Here is a 25857-nt window from a genome sequence, read left to right on the forward strand (position 1 = left end):
GAACAAGGTTCATCCTGTGTATTTTTGTTCAAAGACAGCAAATTCGCAACCCTTTGCCCCTTATATCAGTTTGTTTTGATGGGTGAATGGACCTACCATAAATTGAACTTTAAATGAAAAAATCCAGAATAGCAGGTGTCGGACATTATGTTCCTGACAACATCATTACCAATGACGATCTCACCAAAATCATGGACACCAGTGATGAATGGATTGTCGAAAGAACAGGTATAAAGCAAAGAAGATGGTTCACTCCAGGAAAGGACACAGTGGCCAACATGTCGGCCAAAGCCTCCAAAATGGCAGTTGAAAGAGCTGGGATAGACATGAAAGAAATTGATTTTATCATCTTTGCTACCAGTACTCCAGACTATTTTGCCCCGGGAAATGGTGTTTTGGTCCAAAGAGAACTAGGACTCCAAGGTATCGGCGCACTTGATATTCGAAATGCCTGCTCGGGCTTCCTTTATGGCTTATCTGTAGCTGACCAATTCATCAAAACTGGCATGTACAAAAACATCTTGCTCATAGGCGCAGAGATCCAATCAAGTGCTTTGGACAAAAGTACGGCGGGTAGATCTAATGCTGTCATTTTTGCAGATGGAGCAGGTGCGGCAGTGATACAAGTCACTGATCTAGAAAACTCAGGCATTTTATCAACTCATCTACATGCTGATGGAGATTATGCTGAAGAACTTTACCTTAAAGACCCTGGTAGCAGTAGAGAAGTAAGACTCTCTCCCGAGATCATTAATGAACCGAGTTTTCGCATGCAAATGAACGGCAACGTGGTATTCAAACATGCCATTGTTCGGTTCCAGGAAGTCATTAACGAAGCCTTGGCAACAAACGGAAAAACAAAAGATGATCTTGATTTGCTCGTACCCCATCAGGCCAACTTAAGGATCAGCCAGTATATACAGCAAAAATTCCAACTGCCCGACGAAAAGGTATTCAACAATATCATGCACTATGGAAATACGACCGCAGCCACTATCCCCATCGCTTTGAGTGAAGCCTGGGAGCAAGGTAAGATCCAAGAAGGAGACCTTATTTGCCTAGCTGCTTTTGGAAGTGGTTTTTCCTGGGCTTCAGCACTGTTAAATTGGTAATCACTCATGGAGAAAATCAATATTGAACTATTAGAAAACAAATCCCTTCAAACCCAAATTCATCAACTAAAAGAGCAATTCATTGGATTATTCGCCTCTATGGCCAATCAAATTCCAGACGCTGCACTCACTGCATTGCATCCCGCACACAAAGGAAAAAAAATCAGTAAAGGCAACGAACTCCAACATTGCCCATATCAAGTGTTGGATATTGTGAGAGATTTTGACAAAAAAAATGGCTTCAATATCAGATTCCTCAATTGGTGGGGGCATGGCCTGTACATCATTATTTACCATGGGGCCGCACACACACCTTGTGCAGATGAATACCATAATTATTTGTCCAAAGGTTTCGCACTAAGCCTCACTGGCTCTCCATGGGATTATAAAGGTATGATCATTCACAAAATGTACAGTACTGATATCCCGTTCGAACAAATACCAACTCATATTGATAAATTGAAGCACCTGCAATTCATAAAAAGAATCAATTATAATATTGGTGTCAAGGACTTAGAAAAATCATTGATGGAAGAATGGCGTACAATAAAGAAGTTTAAGGGCTTTGAATGATTTTTCTAAGAATTAATGATAATTTAGAAAAAGAATAGCGTTAAAAATTTGATCTACTCGCAAATAACTGAAAGAAATCAAGGAGAACCCATGAAGTACCTAATTGCAGTGTTTTTTATTTTCACCTTTGCCCTTAATACTTTTGGCCAAGGTCAAACCGTCAGAATTTTCAATGCCGATTCAAGTGTGGTAGCCACAGGTGTGCTGCTCAACGGAAAAATGAATGGTCTTTGGAAACTAAAAAATCCTGAAACGGAGCAAGTACTAGAAGAAGGATATCTTACAGAGGGAAAAAAAGACGGAATTTGGACGACCTATCATTCGAATGGAAAACGTCATATAATGGCCGAATACAAGGACAATAAACTCAATGGAAACTTTAGTAGATATGACGAACATGGCTTTCTGATAGTTGAGGCCATCTATAAAGACAGTGTCGCTATAGGTGATTATAAAGAATACTATGGCAGGAATGTATACCTCTCTGAAAACAAAAGTGGTAAGACCATCAAAAGGGAGGGCACTTTCAAAGATGGAAAACGACATGGTGAATGGCTTTCATATTATGAAAATGGGCAATTAGCCATAAAAAACAGCTATAAGGGTGGAACCCTAAATGGCCCCTACTTAGAATATTCAAGAGGAGGCCAGTTACTTATTGAAGTACAGTATGTAGATGGAGAGCCCCATGGAACTTTCAAAAGATATTCATTCAACAACCTTATCGAACAAACCGGTGAATATAACCATGGCAATAAAGTGGGTAAATGGATCAGTTATTTCCCCGATACTAAAGTGATCGCTGAAGAGCAGGAATACGACAGTAGTGGAAATAAAACAGGCACTTGGAGGTATTATTATGAAAACAAACGAATCGCCCGTGTTGAACACTACGAAAACAATATTGCTGTCGGAACATGGGAAGAATACTTCCCTAACAAGAATCTATCTAAAAGAAAAACCTATGAACTGGGTGTTCCCGTTGGAGAATATATAGAAAACCATTCAGATGGCACTGCCTCTGTAAGGGGACAATATAAAGGAGGGGTGAAGTCTGGTCTATGGAAAAGTTTTTATTCTGACGGACAGCTTTATAGTATAGGAGAGTACAAAACTGGTGTCAAATCAGGTCTCTGGAAATACTTCAACAAGATAGGGATCCTTATTGCAGAAGGAGAATACCAATTGGGATCGGAACATGGGCAATGGTTCTATTATTATGATGGAGGCCAACTTAAATCAGTGGGAAGTTATTTTTATGGATTTGAGGATGGCAAATGGGGCCTTTTCTATGACAATAAAAATCTCACGCAAGAAGAGAGTTGGAGCAATGGCCGCTTAATGGATATCAGCGAATATTATTCCTATGATGGTACCAAGACCTTGGATAAAGGAACATTAAAAGAGGGGAATGGAAGCCGTATCACCTACTACACAGACGGAACCAAAGAATCTGAAGGAAATTACAAGGAAGGGAAGCCTCAGGGCAAATGGATATATTATCACAATAATGGCAAAATCGCCTCTGCCGGACTGATGGTGGACGGTAAAAAAGAGGGCCGTTGGAATTATTATTCCCGCACTGGAAAACTTGCAGAAATCATTACTTTCAAAGATGATGAGGTAGTTCCCGAAACTCTCCCGGAACCAGAATTACCTTTTCAAATTTTCAACTAAAAACTTTAAGCCTTGGCACCTTTCTCTGTAAAGGTGCCATTTCTTTTTTATAGTCCGCAATCAATTTCACAGATTTAAAGTAAAAAGCATCATTTCGATACTTAATTTGCCAATTCGCTAAAAAATTAAGGGCATTTGGACGAGAATCACCATAAATCTTTCATTTCACAAGCTCTTTTAAGCTATATATTTTAAAATCGCCCATTTAGCAGCACCGCTTAGAATCGATATTTTAATGAAAATAGTTTATTCTTTTTTAATTTTTTTATAAAAGTATTTTTTATATTGAGCTATATTTTGTTAATTTGAGTACCCTAATAAATAAAACAAGATGAATCTAATAAATCCAAAAAAGAGCTTAGATGAAAAGGAGGGCGTAGTTGAAATAAAAAACTACCTCAACAAGATAAAAATCATCAAGAACCTCTACACCAACGGAAGTAACACGGCCAGTGAAATCTGCAATGAAGTAGGTATCAGTTTACCTACTGTCAACTCACTACTTACTGACCTTATCCAAAGCGGAAAACTGGTCAAACAAGGCAGAGCAGAATCTCAAGGAGGAAGAAAACCAGACTTATACAGATTGGCCTCTGATTCCTTTTATGTTTTATCAGTAGACATCAGCAAGTTTACTGTCCGAGCAGCCATTTATGACAGTTCTAATACCGCAGTAACCGAAACAGGCACTTTCAAAGTCACCTTGAACAATGACAAGTCCACCTTTGAAAGAATAGCTGATTTCATGGCTACATATATGGAGGAATCCGGAATTCCTAATGATAAGATCATAGCGATAGGAATATCCATGCCAGGATTGGTGGATTCTTTAAGCGGAATCAACCATACTTACCTCAAATTCGGCAAGAAAACCTTGGTAGAAAACTTTGAAGCAAAATTCAATAAAAAAGTATTTATTGAAAATGATGCCAGGGCCATGACCTTAGCTGAATTTAAGTTTAGTCAAGGCCAAAAATACAATAATGTCTTGGGCATTTTTGTAGGCTGGGGCATTGGACTTGGAATTATCATTGATGGCAAACTCTACCGTGGTGGAGCAGGATTTGCTGGTGAATTTAGCCACTCTCCTATCTTTGAATCCAGGGATATCTCTTGTACTTGTGGTAAAAAAGGATGCTTGGAAGCTGTCGCTTCAGGCACAGCCATGGTAAGAATGGCAGAAGAAGCTATCCTTAAAGACAGTGACTCTATTCTCAGCCGTATGGCAAAAGAAAAAGGAGAAAGTATTGATCCTTCCCTAATTGTAGAAGCAGCTTTGGCTGGTGACCAAAGGGCCATCACTATACTCTCTGATGTAGGACTGGACTTGGGAAGAGGGATCTCCATACTGATACAGCTATTGAACCCTGATCTCATCATAGTCGGAGGTTCTGTAGCAGAGGCCCAACAATACCTGATTACCCCTATCCAACAAGCCTTGAACATCTTCAGCATGGCCAAATCCAGGGAAAAATCAGAATTGGCACTTTATAAACTAGGTAAAGAGGTTGGTCTACTTGGAGGAGTAGCAGTGGTCATAGAAAATATTTTCGAAGATATTATTAACTAATCCACAGCATTAAATATCACATGCCGTGGCGATGAATACGAGAGCATTAACATAAAACAATTCTAAATATGCTAAGTAACTATCCTTTATCGGAAGTAGAAGAATGTTTCTTAAAAGAATCAGGTGTTGAAGAGATCACCACATTGATCCCTTACCTGACAGTAGACAATTTCCCTAAATTAGGGTTATTGACGGCATGTAGATTTTTAGAGTGGGCTGCTAATAACCCTGATGGGGTCATCAGTTTGCCTACAGGAAAAACTCCAGAGTTTTTCATCAAATGGACTCAGTTTTTACTTGAAAACTGGGACAGCAAAAAAGGAAAAGAAATCAGAAAGCAGTATGGACTTCTGGATATCAAGAAGCCTGAATTGAAAAACCTTCACTTTGTACAAATTGATGAGTTTTACCCAATTTCTTCTTCTCAGAACAACAGTTTCTACCATTACGTAAACAAGTTCTATATTGATGGATTTGGCCTGGATCCTAAGAAAGCCCTTTTGATCAATTCAGATGAAATTCCTTTAGCCGGTGGTAAACACTTTACAGAAATCTTCCCGGACTATAAAGTTGATCTTTCGCTAAGATTTAGAGAAGCTACTTCGAAATTGGAGAAACTGCAGCAGGAGTCTATTTTCCTGATTGACAAATGGTGTGGTGAATATGAGCAAAAAATCCGTGAAAAAGGTGGTATCGGCTTCTTCTTGGGAGGTATCGGACCTGATGGCCATATTGCCTTCAATACCCGTGGATCTGACATTTTCTCCACTACGAGATTGACAGAAACCAACTTTGAAACCCAAGCAGTTGCTGCTGGTGACCTTGGAGGAATTGAAGTTTCTGCCAATAGATTGGTAATCACCATTGGTTTGGACACCATCGTTTACAATCCTGAGGCTGTAGGTATCATTATCGCGGCCGGTGAGGCCAAAGCACAAATTGTAAAAGACTCTTTAGAAACACCATTGGACAATGTTTTCCCCGGCACTGTGCTGCAAAAACTGAAAAATGGACGTTTTTACCTTACCAAAGGTGCTGCATCAAAACTTACAGATAGTGTAAACAGCTATTTCAAAAATGGCGAATGGACGCAAGCAAAAACTGAAAAATCAGTTCTTGACCTTTGTAAAAAATTAGGCAAATACGCCAACAGATTGACTTTGGACGAACTTAAGGCAGACCCTTATACTTCATTAATCCCCAATCTTTCCGAAAGCACTGTTGCCTCTGTTATAGAAAGTACGATAGCCAAATTAAATAATGGCTTGGTAAAAGAAGAAAACGAAGTATTGCTTCATACCGGTCCTCACCATGATGATATATCACTAGGTATCCTACCTCACATCACCAACCAGTTGAGTGAAAAGACCAACGAGGCACATTTCTCTGTCTTGACTTCAGGATTTACTGCAGTTACCAACACCTTCGTTATTGACACCTTGCTTCATACAAAAAAACTAATGGATGAGAACCAAATCCAGATGGTTAATTATGAAGATTTCTTTGCAGCTGGCTACAAGCTCAAGAAGGATAAGGATGTTTACCACTATCTGACCAATGTGGCTTCTGAAGACCCTGAACAACAAAAAAGAGGGCTTTGCCATAGGGTAGTTAGAGCATTGGTTGAGATCTTTAACGTTCCGAGCAAAGATAAATTAAGAGAGACCATCAATGATGTTTTGAGCATCTTGAAAAACTCTTACGATGGTGAGAAAAACCCACCAAAAATCCAAAAACTTAAGGGGATGATCCGTGAGTTTGAAGAAGAGTTGGTATGGGCTCACTTTGGAGTAAAAGTTAAGAATGTACACCACTTAAGACTAGGATTCTACACTGGTGATATCTTCACCGAACAACCTGAAAAAGCACGTGACGTAGAGCCAATTGTCCAAATGTTCAGGGAAGTCAATCCTACTAAAATAAGCTTGACCCTTGACCCAGAAGGCAGTGGACCTGACACTCACTATAAAGTACTTCAGGCTACAGCGGCAGCGGTTAAAGAATGGAGCAAGGAAAAAGATCTTAGCGAACTTAGGATTATCGGTTATAGAAACGTTTGGTTTAAATTTGATGCAGCAGAGTCCAATGTAATTGTTCCCGTCTCATTGGGAGATCTTTCTGTCATGGAAGATTCATTTGCCAACTGCTACCTAAGCCAGGTAAACGCTTCCTTCCCTAGTTATGCACACAATGGTAAATTCAGCACCATTGCCAAGCGCACTTGGGTTGACCAGCTAAATGATGTACAGTTACTACTCGGTAAAGATTACTTCTATCAGCATGATATGGCCAAAGTAAGAGCAAGTCACGGCTTGATTTTCTTCAAAGACATGAATGTAGAGGAATTCATCGCCCATGCAAGAGAATTAGAGAAGTCTATTGAAGGCATGATCTAATCTCAAATTAAATCTTACGCCTATTATTGAGATATCCGGGGGCGTATAGTCCTCGGATATCTTTAGTTTATAATTATTGATATATGAAAAAAAGTCGGCTTATTCTGGGACTGGATATTGGTGGGACTTCTATCAATGCCGGACTATTGAAGGACGGTAAATTGATTGAAAAGAAGGTAATCCCAACTCCATCTCATGCCCCTCAAGAGGTAATATTATCTACCATTGCCGAATTTATCTCTTCCTACTTTTCTTATGATATAGAAGGAATAGGCATAGGTATTCCTGGACTTATCGACTCCAAGAACGGCATCGTATATAACTTGGAAAATATCCCTGCTTTTACCAAAGTTGCGCTTAAAAAATATCTAGAAGAAAAGCTCAATAAACCCGTTTTCATTAATAATGACGCCAATTGTTTTGCATTGGGTGAATACAAATTTGGTAGTGCAAGCAAATACAACCATGTGGTTGGAATTACATTAGGAACAGGCATTGGAACAGGAATTATTACAAACAATTCCCTTTATACTGGTTTCATTTGTGGAGCCGGAGAATGGGGAGGTGTCCCCTATATGGACAGTAATTTTGAAAATTACTGTGGTAGTAAGTTTTTCAATACTTTCCATGAAGCTACGGCAAAAGATTTAGCAGAAAAAGCAGCTAAAGGTGATAAAAAAGCCTTGGATGTATTCAAAGAATACGGCACCCATTTAGGGAACTTGATCAAATACATCCTCTTCACCTATGCTCCAGAAGCAGTGGTAATTGGAGGTTCTATCAGTAAAGCATATCCTTATTTCTCTGAGAGTATGCACGAAACAGTAAATACTTTTCCATACAAATCCATCAGTGATCACTTGGAAATCTACACCAGTACCGTTGAGGATGCCGCTATTATGGGCGCCACAGCCTTGGTAGAAGAAACTACAGTCCCAGAAGTTAATATTGCAAAATAAAAAATCCCTCGATGCATCCATCGGGGGATCATTTTTTAACACCATTTTAGTTGGTAATGACAAAATAACATTTTATATTATATACGGTTGACTTACTCAATTAACGGTCTATATTTAATATAAGATGTATGATAAAATAATTACCCGAAACACTATCCCCCCCCTTATTTGCTGTCTTTGTCTGTTATTAATATTTCCCAATTTCACCCAGGGACAGGTCAAGTCAGGTTTTGAAAACATTCCTCACAGAAAATCTGGAGTAAAATTCAAAAACATGCTCACTGAGGATGAAAACCACAATATCCTTACTTATGAATATTTCTATAATGGTGGTGGTGTCGCTATTGGTGATCTGGACAATGATGGTTTAGACGACATTTTCCTTACCAGTAATATGGGGCCGAACAAACTCTATCATAACCAGGGGAATTTTGAATTTAAAGATCTCAGTAAAAAAGCCAGTATCAGTGGTAAGGACAGTTGGACTACAGGCGTAGCCATGGCTGATATCAATGCAGATGGCTTATTGGACATTTATGTTTCTTACTCTGGTGAAGGTGATTTAGAAAGCCGGAGAAATGAACTCTATATCAATGAAGGAAACCTATCTTTCTCAGAGCAGGCAGCGACCTATGGTCTTGACGATCCTTCCAACAGTACACAGGCTTTGTTTTTTGACTTTGATAAAGACGGTGACCTAGACCTCTACCTACTCAACCATCATATCAAGGTCATCCATGATTTTGAGTTCCAAGAAGCCAAAAAATCAAGACACCAATTTGCAGGAGATAAACTCTTCAGAAATGATGATGGGCAGTTCAAAGACATAAGCGAGGAAGCAGGTATTTTTGGCCATGCTCTTGGCTTTGGTCTGGGAGTGATCTCTTCTGACCTTAATGATGATGGCTGGCCAGACATCTATGTCTCCAATGATTATATAGAATCAGATTACCTTTATATCAATAATGGTGATGGAACGTTCACTGAAAGACTCAATGAACAACTCCAGCACATCAGTCATTTTTCCATGGGGCTGGACATTTCTGATATCAACAACGATGGACTGAAGGACATCTTTACTTTGGATATGCTTCCCGAGGACAATAAACGTCAGAAATTACTTTATGGTCCAGAAAATTACGAGCAGTATGCCTTGATGATATCAGAGGGTTTTCATCATCAAAATATGCGGAACATGCTGCATATCAATCATGGAAATGAAACTTACAGTGAAATCGGCCAATTAGCGGGAATTTCCAATACAGATTGGAGTTGGTCTTCCTTGTTCTTTGATGTCAATAATGATGGTAACAAAGACCTTTTTGTCACCAATGGCTATTACAGAGATTATACCAATCGGGATTTCCTAAAATATAAAGGGGACTATTATTTCCAAAAAGCCATTGCTAGGGAAAAAGCAGATACCCTATTCCTAGTAACTTCCATGACCTCCACCCCTATCCCAAACTATGTTTTCCAAAATAATGGCAACCTCACTTTCACCAATAAATCAGCCGATTGGGGAATAGATGAACCTGGATTTTCTAACGGGGCTGCCTATGGTGACCTAAATAATGACGGACACTTGGACCTCGTGGTCAATAACCTCAATGATTTTGCTTCAGTCTTCCGAAATAAAGGCTCAGATAAAGTCAATGGGCATTATATACAAATAAAATTAAAAGGACAAAATAAAAACACCTTTGGCATAGGAGCTCAGGTTTCGGTATTTACACATGGTATTTCTCAGAGCTTGGAAATGATGCCTACCAGAGGATTCCAGTCTACAGTAAGTTACACCCTGCACTTTGGACTGGGCAATAACCAATCCGTGGATTCAATAAAAATCAAATGGCCTTCAGATAAAACCCAATTATTAAAAAACATTCAAGTTGATCAACTTTTAATTTTAGAAGAAGAAAAGGCTGATCAACCCACTTCTATTGGACAACCATTAAGCGCCCCTTTATACCTAAGCGTGGAATCACCTGTTCCATACAAACACCAAAGGTCTAATTATAATGACTTTAAAAGACAACCTCTATTGGTTGAAATGCCCAGTCATTTGGGACCTATTATGGCTGAAGCCAAAACCAATGATGGTCATACCCTTCTGTATGTAGGCGGCTCGAAAGGTAACCCAGGCAAACTCTACTTAAGCAATGAGTCTGGACAATTTAAACCGGTCAACTCCCTACATTTAGAGGACAGCTATTCTGATGCAGATGCAGTTTTTATGGATGCTGATCAAGATGGCCATCCTGATCTTTATATAGCAAGTGGCGGTTATCATAATTATACAGCCACCGATGAAGCCCTCCAGGATAGGTTATATATGAATGATGGGAACAATAATTTCAGACACGTTCCTGAGATATTACCCAAAATGCTCACCAGTTCTTCTGTAGTAAAAAGTGCTGACTTTAATAAAGATGGTTTTCCCGACTTGTTTTCAGGAGGTCGGATCATTCCTGGAAAATACCCTGAAAGCCCCGAAAGTTACTTACTAATAAATGATGGAACCGGTAGATTCATGAATGAAACGGCAAGCCTAGCTCCAGAGCTTTCGCAATTGGGAATGGTAACGGATGCGCAGGTTACAGACCTCAACAATGATGGTTATGATGACATTATTGTGGTAGGTGAATGTCTTCCTATTCAAGTCTTCATCAACCAACAGGGAAATGGATTTAAAAACCTCACCTCCCAATGGCTGAAAGATTCTCCTCATGGCTTATGGTCCAGTTTAGCCCTAGGAGATTTTGACAATGATGGTGATATCGATCTTATCGCCGGCAATTATGGGTTAAACTCACAGCTTCGTGCCAGCAAGGACCAGCCAATGACCCTCTATTATGGTGATTTCGATAAGAATGGCTCTGTGGATCCGCTCATGGTAAAGTACTTCAATGATGAACCTTTCCCTTTTGCGAGTAGGGATGAATTGCTAGATCAAATTTATGGACTGAGAAGCAAATTCACAGATTATGGGTCCTATTCGGATGCAAAAATTGAGGATGTCCTTTCCAAAGAACAATTAAATGAGGCCCAAACCCTTACTGTCAACGAATTAAAAACCATTTACTTGGAGAACAGTGGGAATTCGTTTACAGCCCATGATCTCCCTATTGAGGCCCAATTTGCCCCAGTCCATAGTATTGCAAGCTTCGATTTCAATGAAGATGGTCATTTGGATTTTATCCTTGGAGGAAACCAAACATATACCCGTTTGAGAATCGGAGTAATTGACGCCAACTACGGTGAAGTATTCCTGGGAAATGGCAAGGGAGAGTTTAGCTACCTTCCTCAAAAACAATCTGGCCTGTCCATCAAGGGAGATGTCAAGTCTATCCTCCCTTTGACCATTAACAACAGACCTATTCTCCTATTTGGCCTAAATGACCAAGGGATCATAGCCTATCAAAAAAGTAAATAAACATGATTCAATATATCAGCAAAATTAGATTTGGCCTTTCTCCATTCATGGTCTTATCACTCTGTATCGGCTTAATTCTATTGCCCTCACATCTCAATGCCCAAAGTAGAGATCAAAAGGTGAACCTTTATGTACAAAACCTTTTTGCCATTACAGAAATCATGGTTTCTGATGTAACACCCCCTACAGGAGCTTCAAGATTTTATGCCTATAGCACACTTGGAGCCTATGCGGCCATGGTCGGAGAACAAGGAATAAAGCACTCTTTTATAAATGAGTTTAACCAGCCCCTAAATATCAACTACCCTGATCCTGTGGAAATAGATAGTACATTCAGTGCCATTTATTGTATGCTGGAGGTCGGAAAAGGAATCATGCCTTCAGGAAAACTATTGGGCAAAACACAAGAGGAATTGTTCCAAAAATTCAAAACCAACCGCTGGACCAACAAAAAAATCTTGGAAAACAGTATAGCTTATGCACAAGAAATCGCCCAGCAAATCCTTACCTACTCAAAATCAGATGGCTATGGGCAACTTAGTGCACTTCCAAGATATACACCTGCCAATAAGCCGGGTACTTGGTACCCTACCCCCCCAGCCTATTTGATGGCCATTGATCCCGAATGGAAAACTATTCGAACATTCTATATTAAGGATTTGGAAAGATTCAAACCTGTTCCTCCGGCACCATTTTCAATGGAAAAAAACAGTGCTTTCTACAAACAGGTGAAAGAGGTATATGACACCACTCGTGTATTGAATCAAGAAAAGAGGCTGATAGCCAATTTTTGGGACTGTAATCCATTTATGGTTTCCTATTCTGGGCATATGGCAATAGGACTTAAAAAGATATCTCCTGGAGGGCACTGGGTAAATATTACAGGAATTGCCAGTAAAAAAGCCAAACTGAGCTTTTTCCAAGCCGTGGAAGTACATGCTATGGTTTCTTTGGGCCTTCATGATGCCTTTATTAGCTGTTGGGAAGAAAAGTATGATAGTGACCGTATTCGCCCAGAAACGGTAATCAACAGACATTTGGACCAGAATTGGCGGCCTATCCTCCAAACACCACCTTTCCCTGAATATACAAGTGGCCACAGCGTGATTTCCAGAACAAGCGCCGTACTCTTGACCAGCTATTTTGGAGAGAATTTTTCCTATACAGACACTTCCGAAGAGTATTTTGGGCTACCTGCCAGAAAATTCAAGTCATTCTTACAGGCATCAGATGAAGCGGCCATCTCAAGACTATATGGGGGAATCCACTATAGAGATGCCATAGAAGTAGGCATAAATCAAGGCAATAAAATCGCCCATCATATATTGGGCAGGATTAAACCTCAAGGCACACTTAGCCAAAAATAAAAACAGGCCTTTCTAGTCGAAGAAAGGCCTGTGCTAATATCATTTATTATTTTCTTTGGAAATCATCCTGAACCCTCACAATATCATCTTCATTGGATGGGTTTTCAGGATCAGTATGCATCCATATTTCTGCTACTACACCCCAGTTATCCATTCCTACCAATCTATGTCTTTCGCCTTTGGCCAATTCAACCACTTCTCCCAAAATCAAAGACTGTAATTCTCCTTCTTCATCCGATGGACTCGTCACAATACCTCCTTCACCTCCTACCAATTTCCAAATCTCAGCCCTTCTATGGTGATACTGCCATGAAAGTCTTTTCTCAGGTCCAACAATCAAAATCTTCGGACTCAATTTTTGCCTTAATTGCGCCTCTGAAAATTCAACACTGGAAAAAAACTGGGATCTGAATTTATCAATCTGGCTTTCATCTATTACAAAAAAACCACCCCAAGGCCTTTCTCTGTCTTCAGCCGCTACCTGATATCCGTTGAAATCCAACCAGTCCTTAATTTGCTTAAAGATTTCCTCTTTGGAAGCACTCTTCTCTATCTTCATATAGTTACAGTTATTATTTTCTTATTTAAAATTATAAATTGTAATACTTTAATCCTTGAAAAATCAATTTTTATTCGGTCTTGCACTCATATAAAAAGTCAATTTTCCTCCATCCATAATATCATCATGTTGAATAAAAGGTTCTGTAAGTTCTTTACCATTCAACAATACTTTGCTTACATACACATTTTTTGAGGATTGCCCTTTTACTTCTACTTCAAACTGATTTCCATTTTCCAGGTTAATCTTCGCCTTGGTAACCAAAGGACTTCCTAGGGCGTAATCTACCGATCCAGGTGCTACTGGATAAAAACCAAGGGCACTGAATATGTACCAGGCACTCATCTGCCCAAAATCATCATTACCTCCAAGGCCATCTTCTCCATTTCGGTACATTGTTTTCATGATCATCCTAAGTTTATCCTGCGACTTCCATGCCTGATCAGTCCAATTATAAAGATATACCGCATGATGGGAAGGTTCATTGCCATGCACATAGTTGCCAATAATCCCTTCTCTGGATATATCCTCTGTATTAGCGAAATACTTATCAGGTAAATCCATAGAAAACAAAGAATCCAGATGAGGAACAAACTGCTTGTTTCCTCCCATCATTCTTATCATTTCAGCCGGATCATGCGGCACGTACAAGCTATAGTTCCAAGCGTTCCCTTCAATAAATCCCTGTCCATGGGTATCCAAGGGATCAAACCCAGTTTTCCAAGAACCATCCTTTAGTTTTGGACGCATAAATCCTGACTGGGGATCAAAAACATTTTTATAGTTTTTAGCTCTTTTACCAAATTCTTCAGCAATATCTTCCGCACCAAGTTTATTGGCCATTTGAGCAATCGCCCAATCATCATATGCATATTCCAAGGTTTTGGAAACAGAAGCTCCACTTACATCTTCAGGCACATACCCCTTGGTCATATATTCGCCAATACCATCAAAATAACTGGTCTTTGCCGTTTGAATAGCAGCATCCAATGCCCGTTCAGTATCAAAATCCACGTTCCCCTTCACCACCGCATCTGAGATCACTGATACGCTATGATAGCCAATCATACACCAGTTTTCATTGGCATAATGAGACCAAATAGGCAACATGGGATGAACACTTTGATCAAAATGCGCTAACATAGACTTGATCATATCCCTATTACGACTTGGTTGAACCACATTGAATAATGGATGCAAAGTCCTATAAGTATCCCAAAGTGAAAAACTGGTATAATTGGTAAATCCTTCGGCTTTATGTACATTCCTATCCAAGCCCATATAACTCCCATCTACGTCCATATATACTGTAGGACCCAGAAAGGCATGGTACATAGCTGTATAAAAATTGACCATATCCTCTTCTTCAAGGGTATTTACCTGTACTTTGTTTAGTTCTTTGTTCCATTGTTCCACACCTGCCTGATGAATGGCATCAAAATCCCAGTTTGGGGTCTCTGTCTTCATATTGTTCAAGGCACCTGCTGTACTCACCGGGGAAATTGCCAATTTTAATATAATTTCCTCTCCATCTTCAAGGTCAAAATCAAAATATGCCTTTATCTTTCTGCCCGCTGCTTCTGGAAAATTTTCACGCTCATTGAACCTTCTCCAAAAACCTTTATAGGCTTGCTTCTCATCGTATTTTTGGTGTCCATAATTAGCTATGGGCTTATTGAAAGACAGCGCAAAATAGACTTTACGGGTCCTGGCCCAACCTGAAGTTTCTCTATACCCTGTCACCAAAGTATCGTTTTCTACCCGCAAGAAAGTCCATAAGTTCTTATTGTCATAATTATAAATCCCAGACATCAAGTCCAAAATAATATGTGCATCCTTTCCCCGATCAAAGGTATATCGATGAACTCCGACCCTCGTCGTAGCGGTTAACTCAGCATTTATACCATAATCTTCCAATCCTACTTGATAATAAGCCGGGAAAGCATTTTCATGGTCATGGGAAAACCTGGACCTGTATCCAGAATCAGGATTTTCAGCGGTGCCTGGATTAAGCTGTAATGGACCACTGGTAGGCATGATCAAAAAATCACCTAAATCTGAATGCCCCGTCCCACTAAAGTGAGTATGACTAAAGCCAACGATAGTTTCATCATCATATTGATATCCCGCACAATAACGATAGACTTCAGGATTATATCGTCCATTGACTTCGTAAGGAATGGTATCCGTATCAGGACTCAGTTGTACACTTCCAAAAGGGACCGTTGCGCCAGGATAGGTATGTCCCATCTTTGCCGTCCCGATCATCGGATCGACAAATTGAGATAGGTCCATCGTTTGAGATAGTACCGGCATGCCCAATAATGCCAGAAAAAATGAATATAAAATTCTTCGGATCATTAATATCAATCTTTTTTGATTTTATAACCTAAAAGCCCATAAAATACGATATACAAATAGCAGACCATAGGAACCAAAAAGGATAGCTGTACACTTCCTGTAAGATCCGCAAACAAGCCTTGTAAAGGAGTAATCACTGCTCCACCTACTATAGCCATTACCAATAAAGAAGATGCCTGAGCGGTATATTTCCCAAGCCCCTTTATGGCCAGAGAGAAAATGGTCGGAAACATGATGGAATTAAATAAGCCTACTGCCACTATCGACCACAAAGCCAACGCTCCATCAGTTAACAATCCCACTGTCAATAAAGCTATTACACTCAAACCAAACAGCCATAAAGTTCTATTAGGAATAAACTGTCCAAGGATAATCACCACTATATTCAATGCGATAAAAGCCAAAGCATATAAGGCCATGTCCATACCATAAACATTATAAATGGTTACAAAGGACAACAAGGTAATCCCACCAATGATAAAGAACCTGTTTATATTCTTCTTAAAATCCGCCAAAGCAACAGCCCCAAAGAACCTCCCTACCATGGCCCCACCCCAAAACAGGGCAAGATAATGACTGGCTTCTGTTTCATCCAAACCTGCTATCTCCGGTAGCCTGGCAAAGTTGATCAAATTACTTCCTATGGTTACTTCTCCCCCTACATAGGCAAAAATGGCCCCAATTCCCAATACCAAATGTTTGTGCTTCAATGCCCCGCTGTCAGAAACAATCACTCCCTGAGCATTCACCTCTGGTAATTTGAATAGCTTAAAGATCAAAGCAATAAAAATCAAGGTCAATGCCAAACCTATATAAGGCAACTTAACAGCATCTGCGCTAATTTCAACCTCTCCCATGGCACCAAAAATCAAATATCCTCCAATCAAAGGGGCAATGGTAGTCCCCAGGGAGTTAAATGCCTGGGTCATATTTAACCTACTGGAAGCTCCTGAAGGCTTACCTAAAATGGTCACATATGGATTGGCTGCAATCTGCAAAATCGTGATTCCCGATGCCAAGACAAACAACGCAAAAAGGAAAAACGCATAACTCTTATAGCTCGCAGCAGGGTAAAAAAACAAACATCCTGCAGCAGAAATAATAAGTCCTAAAATAATACCATTCTTATAACCTATTTTCCCAATGGGATCTCCTTTGGTAATCGATATAATATAATACACCAAAGAGATAATAAAATAAGCGCCAAAAAAAGCAGTTTGAATCAACATGGCCTGCCAATTCTGAAGGGTAAACACCTGCTGCAGATGAGGTATCAAAATATCATTCATGCAGGTAATAAATCCCCACATAAAGAACAACATCGTTACAAGAAATAAAGGACCAATGAACTTCTGTCCGGAGTCAAACTCCACATTTTGGTCAATAGGTTGGGTTACATTAGCTGAAGCCATTGTATTGAAAGGTTATAAAGGTTTTAAATTGTGTTTTAAAGTTTCTCCTGATGCTGGTTCCAGCTACTCGCTGCACCTATCAATGCAGCACTTTCGCCAAGCTCAGAAATCCGTATAGGGGTGGACAAATTGGATTTGGCCAACTCCTCCTGTACTACTGGAATAAATAATTCTCCTGCTTTTGTGATATTTCCTCCAATCACGATGACTTCAGGTTGCTCTTTTTCAATAAATATCTTCAGAAATTCTGCCAAGTTCTCTCCAAATTCCCTGAAAATCTCTCTTGCCACGCCTTGATTTTCCGGATTTTGGGTCAATTCGCGAACCTCACTGATGCTCCTTCCTGTCCGTTCCTTATAGGCTTTGACAAACCACCTGGTAGAAACATAATCCTCCACTATAACTCCCCTAAATGGACTGCACCATAAAGCCGCATCCTGAGCAAAATCCCCATGATACCGGGAGCTTCCCAAGCCTGTTCCAAGTGTCAGTCCTATCGCACTCTTTACAGATCTGGCTGCCCCACTGGCGACCTCTCCCTGCAAAAAACAAGCTGCATCATTTTCAAAATGAATTTGATCTACCTGGATACCCAAGGCATCTGCCAACATTTCCTTTACATGCAGTTCATATAGTGACTGATATTTACCTTGATCTTTGATAAAAGAAATCCCCTCAGGATAATTAAAAGGACCAGGCATGGCGATACCGATTTTTACATCGGTAGCGTCATAGCCTGGCACTGATGATATCGCATCTTTCCATTGCTGGATGATAGTCATAGCATCGCCTTGGGAATGCACCGCTTTTCTGACCACTGTAGATTCATCCAATCGATAATCTTTCATATTGACCATACCTGCGGTGATATGTGACCCACCGATATCTATGCCTATTACTTTGTTACTACTCATAATAAATTTTCAAACGCACACCGATCTGTGTACACTATTCCCAGGAAGTTTGAATTATTCAGTTGATAAAGAATAGGGGAAATCCTCTTCCTTGGTACCTCTTTTCTTATTGGGTGATGCACTCATATCAAAGTCAAGCTGGGCGCCTTTCAATAGCTCCTTATGACTCAGCCAGTTCTTGGAATACTTCTTACCATTGACTTTGAGTCCGTCAATATATTTGTTTTCTGGACTGTTTTTGGGTGCATTAATGATTACTTCATTACCATTTTGCAGATCAAGAGTGATTTTCTTGAAAAGCGGGGTTCCCAAGACATACTGATCTGTTCCAGGACAAACCGGATAGAATCCCATTGCTGAGAACACATACCAAGCTGAAGTCTGACCATTATCCTCGTCACCACAGTAACCATCAGGAGTTGGGCGATACATTCTGTTCATGGTCTCCCTTGCCCAGTACTGCGCTTTCCAAGGCTGGCCCGCAAAATTATACAAGTAGATCATATGCTGAATTGGCTGATTTCCATGCGCATATTGGCCCATATTGGCAATTTGCATCTCTCGAATCTCATGGATCACACCACCATAATAGCTTTCGTCAAAAACCGGAGGCAGTGAGAACACCTTGTCTAATTGACCCACAAAGGCATCTTTTCCACCCATCAGCTCCATCAAGCCATTGATATCATGGAATACAGACCAGGTATAATGCCAACTGTTCCCCTCTGTAAAGGCATCTCCCCACTTGAAAGGATTGAATGGAGCCATAAACTCACCATTCTTATTTTTACCGCGCATCAATTTGGTTTCAGGATCAAATAGCTTTTTGTAGTTTAAGCTTCTTTCCTTATACAATTCTACCTCTGCCTTAGGCTTTCCTAGTGCTTTGGCCAATTGGTATATCGTAAAATCATCGTAAGCATATTCCAAGGTTCTGGCAGCATTTTCATTGATACCGACATCATAAGGAACATAGCCCAATTCTTTATAATACTCTGCTCCTGCCCTTCCCACAGCAGTCAAGGGTCCCGCATTATTAGCGCCATTGATCAAAGCTTCATAAAGGGTCTCTATATCGTAATCATAGTCTCCTTCATATTTCAAATAAGCATCGGCCACCACAGACGCTGAATTGTTTCCGACCATCACACTTCTAAGGCCTGGGCTTGCCCATTCCGGCAACCAGCCACTTTCCTTATAAGCATTGGCCAAACCTTCCTGCATTTGTGCATTTAGTTCAGGGTACATTAAATTCAAGAATGGAAATAATGACCTGAAAGTATCCCAAAATCCAGTATCGGTAAACATATAACCTGGCAATACTTCGCCATTATAAGGACTATAGTGTACTACATTTCCATCTGCGTCATATTCGAAGAATTTTCTTGGGAACAAAAGAGATCTGTAGAGACAAGAATAAAAGGTTTCCATTTGATCAACAGTACCACCTTCAGCTTTGATTCTACCTAATTCCTCATTCCAGATATCCCTGCCTTTTTCTTTGACAGTTTCAAAATCATCATTACCGATTTCTTTCAAATTGAGCATTGCCTGCTCGTAGCTAATAAAAGAAGAGGCAACTCTCGCGTTAACCACCTCACCCTTTTCAGTAGAAAAACCGATAACTGCCCCTACATGATTGGATTCCGCTTCCAATGCATCCTGAAGTTCACCATCTTTAAAGGTTTTATTGATGGTAAATGCCTTGTCAAATTCCATCACAAAATAGTTCTTGAAATTATCAGGCACCCCTCCACTGTTTTTGGTCGTATAACCGATGATTTTGTTCTCATCCGGTATAACTTTCACATAAGAACCTCTATCCAAGGCGTCCAAAACCACATAGGAATGATCGTTTTCCGGAAAGGTAAATCTGAATCTAGCGGCGCGCTCGGTTGGTGCAATCTCTGTGGTTACATCAAAGTCAGCCAAATAAACACTATAATAATGTGGTTGTACTATTTCAGATTTATGGGAAAACCAACTTGCCCTTTCATCCTCCTTAAATTTCAGGTCCCCTGTTACCGGCATAATGGCAAACTGACCGTAATCATTCATCCACGGGGAAGGTTGGTGCGTTTGTTTGAAGCCCCTGATTTTATCTGCATTATAAGTATAAGCCCAGCCATCGCCCATTTTACCAGTCTGTGGTGTCCAGAAGTTCATCCCCCAAGGCAATGCTATTGCAGGATAAACATTACCATTGGACATACTAGGCTTAGAGTCTGTTCCCATCAAAGGTTTTACAAAATCAACCGGATCCTCTACCTTTTCGACAAGGTAAGATTGTCCATTGACTGTCAGAGCGACCGTCATTAAAGCAATGACATTGGTCCAAATTTTCTTCATTTTTATATTTTTATTTAGGGTTTAAAGGAATTCCTGCTCTTGCACTGAAGTGATAAAGAAAGGGAGTTCATTTTACAATTAACTTTCAAAATACAAATATATTATCTGAGACACAAAAAGCTAAACCCTTTTAGTAATATTTAAGAATTATTTTGACAGCTGAAGTGCCCCTCCCCTTCATCTCTTATGTTTGGGCATATATTACATTGGTCGCATAAACCAAAAAATCCCATCCTCTTCAGGATGGGATTTCAAAATGGGGAGTTGATATAAACATATCTACAAGAGAAAACCTCTCAGTCAAAAACTTATTCTAACAAGAATAAGAAAAGAGGCAATATTAACTACCTCTTTTCTAAAATCATTATTCAATATAGCCTGGATTTTGATCCAAATTAGGATTAAGTGCTGTCTGTACATATGGAATTGGGAAAAGTTCCATATTTACATCATTGCTCGGCTCATGATCCCACCAGCTAGTCGTGGTAAATTTACCAAACCTGATCAAATCAGTCCTTCTCTTGCCCTCAAAGATAAACTCTCTACCTCGCTCTGCAAGTAATTCATCCATTGTCAAAGTAGCCGTCGTATACATTTCAGAAGGCCAGTCAGCATCTGAAAACGCCCTTTCTCTACTTGCATTGATCAAATCCACAGCTTCCTGAGTTGCTGCTCCGCCATTTTTCCTCATAAGTGCTTCAGCCTTATTAAAGTAAATTTCAGTCAGACGGTAAATGATATAATCATTTTCTTGATAGTTCTCATCCTCTTTCGTTCCAGAGCGATATTTATGGAAACGGGCACCACTATTCTCTTCTCCTTCTGTCATACTACCTTCTCCAGTAGCTCCTTCACTATTCCTTCTAATACTATTTACATATACTAATGGCTGACCGTCATACTCTTCAGTAGCTATAATAGGCTCATTGGTTCCATACTTATATTGTGGACCAAATAAGAACCAATCTTGTTTTCTAAGATCATTTTCTTCAAAGGCATCAAATGCGGAAGGAATTACTACGAATGCATTCCATCCTCCATAAGTTACATTCAAAGCTTCAGACATATTTCCATACCCAAAGAAGAATCCTCCCCAGCTAAAGGTAAATCCACCTTGCCTACTAAAAGCAAATTGAAAGATGTTTTCAGGAGAAAGATGATTGGTATTATTAAATGGACCTAGAATATCAGGATCCAATCTCATAGATCCATTCAAACTTCCGCCCTCTCCGTCAATCACTTTATTACTGTATTCTATACATTTGTCCCACATAGCTTGGCCAGCCCATTTTTCTGCATTCAAGTATAACTCAGAAAGCATGGAATATCCAGCAGCTTTAGATACCCTTCCTACCAAATCTTGTGAAAGAGGTTCCAATAACTCTACATTATCCAACAATTCTTTTTCTACAAAGGCAAAGACCTCTTCTCTACTTCTGGTTTCTGGATTGGTCGGAGTACCCACAGTTGTGACTATAGGTACATTTCCCCACATATCCATAATTTTCATATAATGGTACGCTCGCATTACCCTTACTTCTGCAAGAATAGATTTCTTGTCGTCCTCACTTAACCCTGCAGCAACAAAATCCACACCTTCAAGATCCTCAAGAGCTGAATTGACGTAGCCAAGACCTGCCCACATCAAAGACCATGCGTCCCTAAGTCTATTTTCTCTTTGTGTCCATTCATGATAATGTAATCTAATATGATCACCTCCATCATAACCATGACGACCCTTTTGAGGCCAAGCCAGTTGATCTGCGGCCAATTCACTATGATAATAATGTCCACTTTGACCAGTCGGTGCCAACCAGGCTTGCATGTGAGTAAACGGTCTTAGCACCCCCTGCATAATTTCCACTTTATTATTGTAGAAATTATCTTTTGAAAGCTCACTATATATGGTTTCATCTAAATCCATACATGCAACAGTGCCCATTAAAGCAGCTGGTGTAAGGATTGCTGCAATTTTATTGATATACTTTTTCATGATTACCGTGCTTTAAAATCCAACTTTTACTCCTAAAGAAAATGATTTGGTTCTTGGATAGAAGCCTCTTCCATCTATGCCTGTATTAAAACCAACGTCCTGCAACTCTGGATCAATTCCAGAGTAACCAGTAATGGTCAACAGATTTCTTCCAGTTGCATAAACCCTTAGATTTCTAATGTACTCACTTTGAAGGCTGAAATTATACCCCAAAGTCACATTGTCAAGCTTTACAAAATCACCTTTCTCCAAATAATAATCAGAATATTGAGGATCATCATCCAGCTCCGCATGAGTGGTAATAGCACTTTTTAACAAGTTGTTTGGTAACCATCTTTTATTTCCAAAATACAAATCTTTAGTATTTAAAATATCAAAGCCAAACTTACCTCTGAAGAAAACGCTCAAGTCAAAATTCTTATAGGTAAAGGTATTATTCAAAGAAGCCATATATTTTGGAACTCCATTACCAATAATAGTCAGGTCTTCTTGTGACATATCACCTGCTCCGCCAATGGTACCATCTGCTTTATAAAATTGCCATTCGCCATCTTCTGTGAAGCCAGCAAACCTCTTTCCATAAAAATTACCGATTACCCCTCCTTCTTCAACTCTAATTGCATTTCCTAAATTACCAGGACTTGGCAAACCTCCATCCTCAATCCATGAAACGGTAAACACATCATTTGAAAGTGAAGTGATTTTGTTTCTTTGAGTATTGGCTGTCAAATCTGCCCTCCAGCTGAAATCACTATTCTGAACAAGGGTAGAGGTCAAATAAAGTTCGATCCCTTTATTATTAATGCTACCAACATTGGTGAGCAATGTACTTCTAACAAAAGCAGGTTGCTGTGCAGTATAGTTATAAAGCAAATCAACTGTTTCTCTATTATATAAATCCAAAGAACCACCTAATTTGTTATTGAGCAATAAGAAATCAAAACCTAAATTCAACTCCTTTTTCTTTTCCCAACGTAAGTCAGGATTGGGGTTCCTAGCGGCTCCATATGTCTGATAAAATATACCTTCTTGTGGATAAACACCCCCTGTAGAAAGAGTTACCATCGAATTATAATTTCCAATTCCTTGGTTACCTGTCACACCATAACCTAAACGGACCTTAAGATTATTAACCGCAGAGCTACTTCTTAAAAATTCTTCTTGAGTCAATTCCCACCCTACTGATAAGGCAGGGAAGTTACCCCATTTATGGTTAGACCCAAATCTGGAAGATCCCTCTCTTCTAATAGTTGCCTGAACAAAATACTTTTCTCTATAAGAATAACTTGCTCTTGCAAAAAGGGCCACTAGGGTATTATCCTCTTTAAAACTTCCCATACCAGGTCTTGGAAGTTGAGTGTTGTTTATAGCACTACCTGCTCCAAGATTCCAATCTAAAAATCCATCAGTAGTAAATCCATTATTGTTTACATTGAAGGTTTCAGTCGTAAAATACTGATAACTATAGCCACCTATAACATCTAATGAATGGTCACTAGCAAATACTCTCTTGTAATTTAAAGTTGATTCAAAAGTATTTGACCAATTCAAATAATTACTCTTAGATGCATACCCCATTCCTTGATACTGAGAAGTAGGACGATTGGCAAAATCATTCATGGATTGATAGTATCTATCATTATAGGAATTCCGCACATGTGCTCCAAAAGCCGAAGCAGTAAGTCCTTCGATGATCTCTAAAGTCAACCTAGCATCCCCAGAAAAAGTTTGTTGGTTTCTTTCACTTATCCTGTTGGCATATCTAGAAAGCGGATTGTAATTATTATATGCTTGGGTTTCTACATATGATCCATCCTCATTGAATATCGGAGCTGTAGGATTTCTTTGAATAGCCTGCTCAAAATCACCTGTTCCCCCTCCCAAAAGATTAGCCTTATTAAAGTTTGTAGCTATATTGGAAGCTAAGGTAAGGCGATCGTTCAATCCTGTTTGGTTGAAACTGATTCTACCACCATATTGACGCCTACTATTTTCTTTAGCAATACCTTCAGCATCATTAAAATAAAATGAAGCTCGATAAGTAGAGTTCTCCCCACCGCCTGAAGCAGCAAAATTATGGTACTGACTTAAGTTTTGCTTATTTAAAAGCATATCATACAGATCAGTAGAATGTCCTAAATCATTAACCTCATCTATCAAACCTTGATCAATAAGATCACGAAATTCATCGGCAGTTAAGAAATCAGGTTTTTTATCCACAAATTCTCGTTGAACATAAGTGGAATAGTCAAATTGCGATCTTCCTGCTTTGCCTTTTTTGGTTGTAATAAGAATAACACCTGCATTACCTCTTGTTCCATAAATGGCAGCTGCTGAACCATCTTTCAACACATCAAAAGACTCAATATCGTCCTGCTGAAGAAGATCCAAACTACCACCGGGAATTCCATCAATTACTATTAAAGGACTGGTCGTACCAATAATAGATGTTAATCCCCTAAGCTGAATATCTGTCCCTGCATTTGGGTTACTTCCCTGAGTTCTATTGATATTCAATCCCGCTACTTTTCCTTGTATCAATTCTAAAGGAGAACGCATCCCCCCTTGAACAAAATCCTCCTCTCCTACATTTGCAACAGAGGAAGTAATTTCTCTCTTCTTTTGAGACCCGTAACCAATCACCACAAATTCTTCTAGTGATTCCGTATCTGAGGCCAACACTACATTAAGGCTGGATTGACTTCCTACAGGGATCTCTTTTGATTCCATACCTATAAAACTAAAGATCAATACGGATTCGCTGGAAGCTACAGAAATACTGTACTTTCCGTCTAAATCCGTAACGGTTCCATTGGTAGTCCCTTTTTCTAAAATAGAAACACCTGGAAGGGGTTCTCCCGACTCATCGGTGACGGTTCCGCTAATCTGTTTTGCTTTGATTTCAGAAAATGCCGCAAGGGCTTGGGCATTGTTTCCTGGTAAAATTGTGGGACTTGCAGTAGCATAGGAAAAAGATCCTAATACACCGGAAAGGAGCATCATCATAATACCTCCTTTCACTCCCCGAAAGTTTGAAGCTGAACTACCATCTGGAATGATAGCATCTGTAAACTTTGCTTTCATGCGAAATTTGGGTTAGGGTTTGAAAATTATTTTGGGTGAATCAGGCTATCCAGCCAAAAAAATAATGGTAGGAACCACCTCATTCAACCCATAAA

The 25857-nt window shown here is 39.6% G+C and carries 15 protein-coding genes; 8 read left to right on the plus strand and 7 right to left on the minus strand.

What is annotated here, in order from left to right; all coding sequences use genetic code 11:
* Positions 1–113 precede the first annotated feature (113 nt).
* The 8 genes from KZP23_RS20890 (at position 114) to KZP23_RS20925 (ending at position 13090) form a co-directional block, all read left to right on the plus strand.
* Positions 114–1112: a 3-oxoacyl-ACP synthase III family protein gene (locus KZP23_RS20890; RefSeq protein ID WP_226333759.1), complete on the plus strand. Its 999-nt coding sequence runs from the start codon at positions 114–116 to the stop codon at positions 1110–1112.
* Positions 1113–1118: 6 nt separating this feature from the next.
* Positions 1119–1685 carry a hypothetical protein gene (locus KZP23_RS20895; protein ID WP_226333760.1) on the plus strand — a complete coding sequence of 189 codons (567 nt, stop codon included), beginning with the start codon at positions 1119–1121 and terminating at the stop codon, positions 1683–1685.
* A gap of 90 nt (positions 1686–1775) precedes the next feature.
* Positions 1776–3362 (plus strand): toxin-antitoxin system YwqK family antitoxin, encoded by a 1587-nt coding sequence (locus KZP23_RS20900; RefSeq protein ID WP_226333761.1) that lies wholly within the window; start codon positions 1776–1778, stop codon positions 3360–3362.
* A 331-nt stretch (positions 3363–3693) separates the two neighbouring features.
* Positions 3694–4932, plus strand: coding sequence for an ROK family transcriptional regulator (locus KZP23_RS20905; protein ID WP_226333762.1), 1239 nt, complete (start codon positions 3694–3696; stop codon positions 4930–4932).
* A gap of 68 nt (positions 4933–5000) precedes the next feature.
* Positions 5001–7328: a glucosamine-6-phosphate isomerase gene (locus KZP23_RS20910; RefSeq protein ID WP_226333763.1), complete on the plus strand. Its 2328-nt coding sequence runs from the start codon at positions 5001–5003 to the stop codon at positions 7326–7328.
* Positions 7329–7411: 83 nt separating this feature from the next.
* A complete protein-coding gene (locus KZP23_RS20915) occupies positions 7412–8287 on the plus strand; it encodes an ROK family protein (protein WP_226333764.1) in 876 nt (291 codons plus the stop codon).
* A 274-nt stretch (positions 8288–8561) separates the two neighbouring features.
* A complete protein-coding gene (locus KZP23_RS20920; protein WP_226333765.1) occupies positions 8562–11723 on the plus strand; it encodes a VCBS repeat-containing protein in 3162 nt (1053 codons plus the stop codon).
* A 2-nt stretch (positions 11724–11725) separates the two neighbouring features.
* Positions 11726–13090 carry a vanadium-dependent haloperoxidase gene (locus KZP23_RS20925; protein ID WP_226333766.1) on the plus strand — a complete coding sequence of 455 codons (1365 nt, stop codon included), beginning with the start codon at positions 11726–11728 and terminating at the stop codon, positions 13088–13090.
* A gap of 46 nt (positions 13091–13136) precedes the next feature.
* Here KZP23_RS20925 and KZP23_RS20930 read toward each other — a convergent pair whose 3' ends face one another.
* The 7 genes from KZP23_RS20930 to KZP23_RS20960 all read right to left on the minus strand — a co-directional run bounded on the left by KZP23_RS20930 (position 13137) and on the right by KZP23_RS20960 (position 25762).
* A complete protein-coding gene (locus KZP23_RS20930) occupies positions 13137–13649 on the minus strand; it encodes a cupin domain-containing protein (RefSeq protein ID WP_226333767.1) in 513 nt (170 codons plus the stop codon).
* A gap of 63 nt (positions 13650–13712) precedes the next feature.
* On the minus strand, positions 13713–16010 hold the full coding sequence (locus KZP23_RS20935; protein WP_394370951.1) for a GH92 family glycosyl hydrolase: 2298 nt from the start codon (positions 16008–16010) through the stop codon (positions 13713–13715).
* A 5-nt stretch (positions 16011–16015) separates the two neighbouring features.
* Positions 16016–17422 (minus strand): sugar MFS transporter, encoded by a 1407-nt coding sequence (locus KZP23_RS20940; protein ID WP_226333768.1) that lies wholly within the window; start codon positions 17420–17422, stop codon positions 16016–16018.
* Positions 17423–17457: 35 nt separating this feature from the next.
* Positions 17458–18336 carry an ROK family protein gene (locus KZP23_RS20945; RefSeq protein ID WP_226333769.1) on the minus strand — a complete coding sequence of 293 codons (879 nt, stop codon included), beginning with the start codon at positions 18334–18336 and terminating at the stop codon, positions 17458–17460.
* Between the two features lie 54 nt (positions 18337–18390).
* A complete protein-coding gene (locus KZP23_RS20950; protein ID WP_226333770.1) occupies positions 18391–20685 on the minus strand; it encodes a GH92 family glycosyl hydrolase in 2295 nt (764 codons plus the stop codon).
* Positions 20686–21049: 364 nt separating this feature from the next.
* Positions 21050–22678, minus strand: a complete 1629-nt coding sequence (locus tag KZP23_RS20955) for a RagB/SusD family nutrient uptake outer membrane protein (RefSeq protein WP_226333771.1) — start codon at positions 22676–22678, stop codon at positions 21050–21052.
* Between the two features lie 12 nt (positions 22679–22690).
* Complete coding sequence (locus KZP23_RS20960; protein WP_226333772.1) at positions 22691–25762, minus strand: SusC/RagA family TonB-linked outer membrane protein; 3072 nt, start codon at positions 25760–25762, stop codon at positions 22691–22693.
* Positions 25763–25857 lie beyond the last annotated feature (95 nt).

It is taken from the genome of Echinicola marina, from assembly GCF_020463795.1.
GTDB classification, from domain to species: domain Bacteria; phylum Bacteroidota; class Bacteroidia; order Cytophagales; family Cyclobacteriaceae; genus Echinicola; species Echinicola marina.